Source organism: Sporosarcina sp. E16_3 (assembly GCF_017347125.1).
GTDB lineage: Bacteria > Bacillota > Bacilli > Bacillales_A > Planococcaceae > Sporosarcina.
The window spans coordinates 40,520-47,706 of record NZ_JADPRX010000032.1 but is presented as its reverse complement, the minus strand read 5'-3'; the positions used below and the strand labels follow the sequence as shown (position 1 = coordinate 47,706).

Here is a 7,187-nt window from a genome sequence, read left to right as displayed (position 1 = left end):
GCCACATAGCTGGATTGCTTATGACCCGAGCGGCTGGCGCCTGGAGTCTAGACACTGCTCCAAGTCTAAAAACGTATACTTTCTTATCTACAAAAAACAATTGACCTCTTTTTTATCGATCAAAACTGCTGATAAGTGACTGACGTTCGTTCCAAGTCATTGGCGCAATAGTGGACATTCTTTCGACCATCGAAATCGCACCGTCTACAGGGCACACAATCGAGCATAAATTACAGCCTACACAATCTTGTTCACGCACCTTTAGCATTGGACGACCACTCTCTGTGTACATGTCAATACATTGATGTGACGTATCTTCACACGCAATATGGCATTTATTGCAATTAATACACACATCATTATTAATTTCAGCAACAACTTTGTAGTTTAAATCTAAGTCACCCCAGTTAGAATAGCGTTGGACCGACTTACCGACTAAATCCATGACCGAGGCAATGCCCTTTTCATCCAGATAATTATTAAGTCCATCAATCATATCTTCGACAATACTAAATCCGTGGTGCATCGCTGCTGTACAAACTTGTACGCCTGTTGCACCCATCAGCATAAATTCCGCAGCATCCTGCCAATTAGAAATGCCACCAATTCCGGAAATTGGTACATTGACGAAAGGATTCCGCGCACATTCTGCGACCATATTTAGCGCAATCGGCTTGACAGCAGGCCCACAATATCCGCCATGTGCGCCCTTCCCAGCAACATGCGGAACCGTATTCCATGAATCTAAATCGACACCCGCTAAGCTGTTAATCGTATTAATCATACTAACGGCATCTGCCCCGCCACGCACTGCCGCTTCTGCCGTCATCGTAATATCCGTAATGTTTGGCGTTAGCTTGACGATAACTGGTGTACGTGCAACTTCCTTCGCCCAGTGTGTTTGCTTTTCAACCAAATCAGGGACTTGACCAGAGGCAGCCCCCATTCCCCGTTCTGCCATTCCATGTGGACAACCAAAGTTAAGCTCAAGACCATCAACGCCCACAGCTTCTACTTTTTTGACAATCTCATGCCATTTTTCCTGCTGTGGCTCTACCATTAATGAAGCGATAATGGCATGATTAGGAAACCTTTTTTTCGTTTCAAGAATTTCCTGTAAATTAACTTCTAACGGACGATCCGTAATAAGCTCAATATTATTAAAGCCCGCTACTCTTTGTCCGTTAAAGCTTACAGCCGCAAAGCGCGATGAAACATTTAAAATTGGTTCCCCCAATGTTTTCCAAACTGCGCCACCCCAGCCCGCTTCAAATGCACGTTGCACTTGATAGCCCGAATTAGTCGGTGGTGCCGATGCTAACCAATATGGATTTGGTGATTTAATCCCCGCAAAGTCAATTCGTAAGTCTGCCATGCTACATCCCCCCTATGCGATCTCGCTCGGTTTTCTTAAACGCTCATGAATGATGTAAGCAGCATCTTTCCCTTGCTGTGCAGCTGTTACCACCATTGCTTCCCCTTGGCCATTGCCGAACACGACATCTCCACAGGCAAACACTTTGTCATTCGATGTTTGCATAGTCGTTTCGTCAATGTCTACTACTCCGTTCGTATGCTGTAATCCAAACGCTTCAATGAGCGAGACAAAGCGCGTTTGTCCAATTGCTTTAATGACCGCTTCCACCTCTATAATAAACTCAGATCCCTTGATTACTTCAGGTCGTTGCCTGCCGTCTGCATCCGCCTCTCCAAGCTTCATCTTGACGCATTCAAGTCCCACTACTTGCCCTGATTCATCACCGATAATTTGTTTCGGCGCTGTCAACCACTTAAATCCAACGCCATCCTGCTTGGCAAATTCATATTCAAACTGGTAGGCAGTCATCTCTTTTTCTGTTCTTCTGTAAAGAATGTCCACCTGCTCCGCACCTAGTCGCACAGCACAGGTTGCACCATCAATGGCTGTGTTACCAGCACCGATGACGGCAACACGTTTACCGATTAAATCTTCTGTCAGTGCGCCCATTTTCGTGTGCTTTACAAACTCTATCGCATCATGAACGCCAGCTAGTTCCTCACCTTTAATGCCAAGATTAGGAACGGCCCCCATACCAACTGCTAAAATAACGCTGTCATATTGCGCTAAAATTTCCTCTGCAGAAATTTCCACACCTACTGTTGTGTTTGTTCTAATGTCCACACCAAGCTTTACAACTTGCGCCACTTCCCAATCCACTACATCATTCGGTAATCGGAATGACACGATGCCGTAGTTGCCCAAGCCACCCGCCTTTGCTTCTGCTTCAAAAATTGTGACACTATAGCCGAAGCGACTAAGCTCACGCGCTGCCGATAAACCAGCCGGACCAGCGCCAACAATTGCTACCTTTTGTCCATTTGGTTGACCTTTTTTAAATAGCTCGACATCTGATTCCATCGCCCAATCTGTTGCATAACGTTGCAAGTGCCCGATTTTAATAGGCTTGGTAGAGGAATTTAACACACATGCCCCTTCACATAATTCCTCTGTGGGGCATACTCGCGCACAGCTTGCACCAACCGGATTTGCCTCCATAATCGTCATGGCCGAACCTTTCATATTATTGGAAGCAATTTTTTTGATGAAATTCGGAATTTGAATACTTGTCGGACATGCTGTAATGCAAGGTGCGTCATAGCAGTACAGACAGCGATTAGCCTCTTCTAAAGCTTCATTTTTTGTCATCCTGCTATTCATTTCCACAAAATTCCGTTCGAGTTGCGAAGACATTGAAACATTCCCCCCATGGATTGATGTTTACACGTTAATTGTTTGTGCAGTCGTCGGCTGTAGGGCACGCTTTATATATTGGCCACTGCCTAATGCTCCTACAAATTGTTTGTTTTTAATGACGTATTCACCACGTACAAGTACACTAATAGGCTCTCCTGTCACTTCCCAGCCCTCATACGGGTTGTAGTCGACATTCATATGGTGGGTGTTCGCCGAAATTTCACGTTTCACCGTAGGATCAAAAATGACGATATCCGCGTCAGAACCAATAGCAATCGTTCCTTTTTGGGGATATAAGCCGAAAATTTTTGCGGCACTTGTCGAAATCATATCGACGAAGTCATTGATGGTAATTCGCCCTTTCGCCACACCTTCAGAAAATAAAATACTAAAACGATCTTCGATAAATGGTCCACCATTTGGAATTTTAGAAAAGTCATTCAACCCTAATTGCTTTTTCCCGTTAAAGCTAAATGAACATTGGTCCGAGCCAATTGTTTGCAGTTGCTTGGCTTTTAACGCATTCCACAAATGCTCTTGATGATATTTCGGGCGAAGAGGTGGTGACCAAACATATTTCGCCCCCTCGAAGCCTGGCTGTGCTAACGCTGACTGATCGAGCGTTAAATAGGGTGGACAAGTTTCCCCATACACGTCATAGCCCTTTTCACGCGCTGCGATAATTTCATCAAGTGCCTCTTTACAAGTAACATGTACAACATAAAGCTTGGCTCCTGCGATATGCGCTAGTTCAATGGCTCGTTTCGTCGCCTCACCCTCTAATTCTGCGGGACGCGTCAGTGCGTGATAAATCGGTGCCGTCTGACCAGCTTGCTTGGCCTCCCTTACTAATTCGTCAATGACTGAGCCATTTTCACAGTGCACCATGACAACAGCGCCCACTTCTTTAGCGATTTTAAAGGCTTTGAACAGCGTACGGTCTGTCGCCTGGAATTCTTTCGCGTAAGCCATGAACACCTTGACAGACGTAATCCCTTCCTGCTCTAGTAACAACGGTAACTCAGCCTCTGTTTCAGGCGTTAAATCACTAATCATTAAATGGAAACCGTAGTCAATGGCTGATTTGCCCTTTGCTTTTACATGCCACTTTTCCACAGCCGTCGCAAGTTTTTCTTCACCCGCGGATAAGCAAAAATCTAAAATGGTCGTCGTCCCACCGAAGGCAGCCGCAATTGTACCCGACTTCCAATCATCGTCTGTCACCGTGTTGTTGAAGGGCATATCCAAATGTGTATGCGGATCAATTCCCCCCGGCATCACGTATTTACCCGTTGCATCTACAATTTCCGCTCCGTCAGCTGATAAGTTTTTGCCGATTTGCACGATTTTTCCATTCTCTATTAAAATATCTGCCTCATACATATCTGTTGCTGTCGCAATGAGTCCACCTGTTATCACTTTTTTCATACTACCCTCACCCTTCGATTATTGAATATAAAATTCAGCGAAATCTATTAATATACTGGCTAATCATGAATTTAAAGTGTATTTTTCTCCCTTGCTGAACTTCGTTTGTAGTGTCAACACGGTTTCCAGTAACACGTCTGCCCCCTTTGCACAGTCTTCAAATGTCGTTTCTTCCTCCTCGCAATGACTTTTCCCCTTGATACTTGGAACAAAAATCATTGCTGAGGGGATGATGCTTGCGATATACTGCGCATCGTGCCCCGCCCCACTAAACATTCGACGGAAGGAATAACCAAAGTCACGACATGACTTTTCCACTTCATTGCAAATAGCTACATCAAAAAATACCGTTTCCCGCCCCCATAGCTTGACCGAGCGAATGTGGCAACCGTTTTCCTCTGAAGCTAAGCCTGTCAATAGCTTCTCCACTTTGCGCATCACCTCTGGATTTTGATGACGCGAATCCATGGTAAACACTACTTCGTTCGGAATGACTGTATGAATATTAGGTGCCACGTTCATACGCCCAAATGTGAACACAAGTTTTTCGTCGATTTTGCACAGTTGCTTATGCAAAGACGAAATTATACGAGACGCCACAATCATCGGATCTTTACGCATCGACATCGGCGTTGTGCCAGCGTGATTTGATTCACCTGTCACGGTAATTTGATAGCACACCATGCCTAAAACGCCTTCGACCACACCAATTTCACGTTGCTTTGCTGCTAATACCGGTCCTTGTTCAATATGCAGCTCAATATAAGCAAGGGCTTCTGTTAAACGATTTCCTTTCTCGCCCGCGTAACCACTCTCCTGTAATGCTTCTTGAAAAGTAATGCCATTTTTATCGACAGACTGTAGCATTTTTTCTTTACTGAATTTTGAAGCAATAACACCAGAACTCATCATCGCCGGATCGAAGCGCGCACCTTCTTCATTCGTAAAATTCACAAGCATTAATGGGATCTCGAGCTCAATATCGTTTTCCTTTAACGTTCGTATCGCCTCTATTGCGGTTAAAATACCTAAGACACCATCAAACCTGCCACCTTTTTCAACCGAATCTAAATGTGATCCCATTACAATTGGTGGGCAATCTTTTTTTCCTGGTAGAATCGCATAGATATTTGCCATATCATCTACTTGTATGTCCATGCCTAACTCTATGCATATTTCACAAAAGTAGTCCCTCGCTAATACATCCTCTTTTGAAAGGGACAAACGGGTTACGCCCCCATTGGCAGTTGCGCCAAATTGACTGAACTGTTCAATTAACCCCTGCAATCGATTACTATTACATTTATACATATGCTAGTCCTCTCTTTCATAGTTATTAATTAGGAATTTAGGTTAAAAACTATCAAGTAAAGTGTATTCGGACTGTGCAGAAATAATACTAAGAAAATAGGTGCCGACGCATATTTTGGGGAGCTTGTTTATATAATAAGAGGCTGTTACGGTATGATTGGCAAAATAATAAAGGAAACTCTATTCCCAAAGTAGTTATTAGTAGTTGGACAATGCGGTTTGAATCGAAGTGGTATTTGTAGTAGCACAGAAGAATGAATTGATTTAATCATGTTTTACCTACCGAATGAATTAGTGGAGATTTACAGCATAATCTAAATGAGGAGTGATGATGTCCGATGACGAATTTAACGAGTCAAAATTGGCAAGTAAAAGATGAACAATATGTATGGCATTCCATGAAGCCCTACAACCCTAACGCTACGACAATCATTCAGAAATCCAAAGGCGCTTGGATAACGGACATTGATGGGAAACGTTATTTAGATGCCATGTCTGGTTTATGGTGTGTGAACGTTGGCTACGGTCGAGAGGAACTCGCCAAAGCCGCTTACGAGCAATTACTGGAAAATGCCTATACCCCCCTATCCATTGGGCATATCCCTGCCATTCAACTAAGCGAAAAGATCAGCGAATTATTAGGCGATGATTACGTTGTGTTTTACTCTAATAGTGGTTCAGAGGCGAATGAAGCCGCCTTCAAAATCGCACGTCAATACCATCAGCAAAAAGGTCACACAAATCGCACCAAATTTATTTCTCGCTATCGTGCCTACCACGGCAATACAATGGGGGCATTAGCAGCAACAGGGCAAGCACAGCGCAAATATAAATACGAACCGTTAGCACCCGGCTTCATTCATGTTGCACCACCAGATGCCTACCGTGCAAACGAAGATCATATTACAGAAGCAGCTGCTCTACCGTCTGTTCAGGCGATTGATAATGTCATGACGTGGGAATTTTCCGAGACGATTGCCGGCGTTATACTCGAGCCTATTATTACCGGCGGCGGCGTGATTATGCCGCATGAGGACTATTTGCGTGGGGTAAAAGCAGTTTGTGAAAAGCATGGGGCCCTGCTTATTGTTGATGAAGTAATTTGCGGCTTCGGACGTACAGGCAAAGCATTTGGCTTCCAAAACTATGGCATTCAACCGGATATTGTCACAATGGCAAAAGGCTTAACAAGCGCTTATATGCCGTTATCTGCTACAGCTGTGCGTCGCGAAATTTATGAGGCCTTTGCTGGAAGCGAGGAGTACGACTTTTTCCGCCACGTCAACACATTCGGTGGTTCTCCTGCGGCTTGTGCAGTTGCCCTCAAAAATATCGAAATCATGGAAAACGAAAATTTATTTGCTCGCTCAGAAGAAATGGGCGCAATTATCCATGCGGAACTGCAAGAAAACTTAAAGGATCATCCAAATGTCGGCAACATCCGCGGGAAAGGCTTACTGATTGGCATTGAGCTTGTGAGCGACAAAAACACCAAAGCGCCACTTGATGGTACTGCCGTCAACAAAGTCATCGCTTTATGTAAAGAACAAGGGTTAATCATCGGGAAAAATGGTATCACAGTTGCAGGCTTTAACAATACGTTAACACTCGCTCCACCACTGATTATTTCATTAGCAGAAAAAGATTTGATTGTTGAAAAACTTACGCTCGCTTTAAATGAACTGCTGCCAAAAGCGTAAAACACAAGGGGGAA

General features: G+C 44.1%; 5 protein-coding genes. 1 reads left to right on the top strand and 4 read right to left on the bottom strand.

Annotated features, from left to right (window positions below; all coding sequences use genetic code 11):
* Positions 1-112: 112 nt before the first annotated feature.
* The 4 genes from preA to I2483_RS15940 form a co-directional block, all read right to left on the bottom strand.
* Entirely contained in the window at positions 113-1,375 is a 1,263-nt protein-coding gene (gene preA, locus I2483_RS15955) for an NAD-dependent dihydropyrimidine dehydrogenase subunit PreA (RefSeq protein ID WP_186670948.1), read from the bottom strand.
* A 12-nt stretch (positions 1,376-1,387) separates the two neighbouring features.
* Positions 1,388-2,731, bottom strand: coding sequence for an NAD(P)-dependent oxidoreductase (locus tag I2483_RS15950; protein ID WP_207278089.1), 1,344 nt, complete (start codon positions 2,729-2,731; stop codon positions 1,388-1,390).
* A gap of 27 nt (positions 2,732-2,758) precedes the next feature.
* Positions 2,759-4,162, bottom strand: coding sequence for a dihydropyrimidinase (gene hydA / locus I2483_RS15945; protein WP_207278088.1), 1,404 nt, complete (start codon positions 4,160-4,162; stop codon positions 2,759-2,761).
* A gap of 63 nt (positions 4,163-4,225) precedes the next feature.
* Entirely contained in the window at positions 4,226-5,473 is a 1,248-nt protein-coding gene (locus tag I2483_RS15940; protein ID WP_207278087.1) for a Zn-dependent hydrolase, read from the bottom strand.
* A gap of 338 nt (positions 5,474-5,811) precedes the next feature.
* On the opposite strand from I2483_RS15940, the gene I2483_RS15935 reads away from it, so the two are divergent.
* On the top strand, positions 5,812-7,173 hold the full coding sequence (locus I2483_RS15935) for an aspartate aminotransferase family protein (protein ID WP_207278086.1): 1,362 nt from the start codon (positions 5,812-5,814) through the stop codon (positions 7,171-7,173).
* Positions 7,174-7,187 lie beyond the last annotated feature (14 nt).

Bases quoted from the DNA above. Each gene is read 5' to 3' on its own strand.
- preA (WP_186670948.1), bottom strand. From the start codon at position 1,375: ATGGCAGACTTACGAATTGACTTTGCGGGGATTAAATCACCAAATCCA.
- I2483_RS15935 (WP_207278086.1), top strand. From the start codon at position 5,812: ATGACGAATTTAACGAGTCAAAATTGGCAAGTAAAAGATGAACAATAT.
- I2483_RS15950 (WP_207278089.1), bottom strand. From the start codon at position 2,731: ATGTCTTCGCAACTCGAACGGAATTTTGTGGAAATGAATAGCAGGATG.
- hydA (WP_207278088.1), bottom strand. From the start codon at position 4,162: ATGAAAAAAGTGATAACAGGTGGACTCATTGCGACAGCAACAGATATG.
- I2483_RS15940 (WP_207278087.1), bottom strand. From the start codon at position 5,473: ATGTATAAATGTAATAGTAATCGATTGCAGGGGTTAATTGAACAGTTC.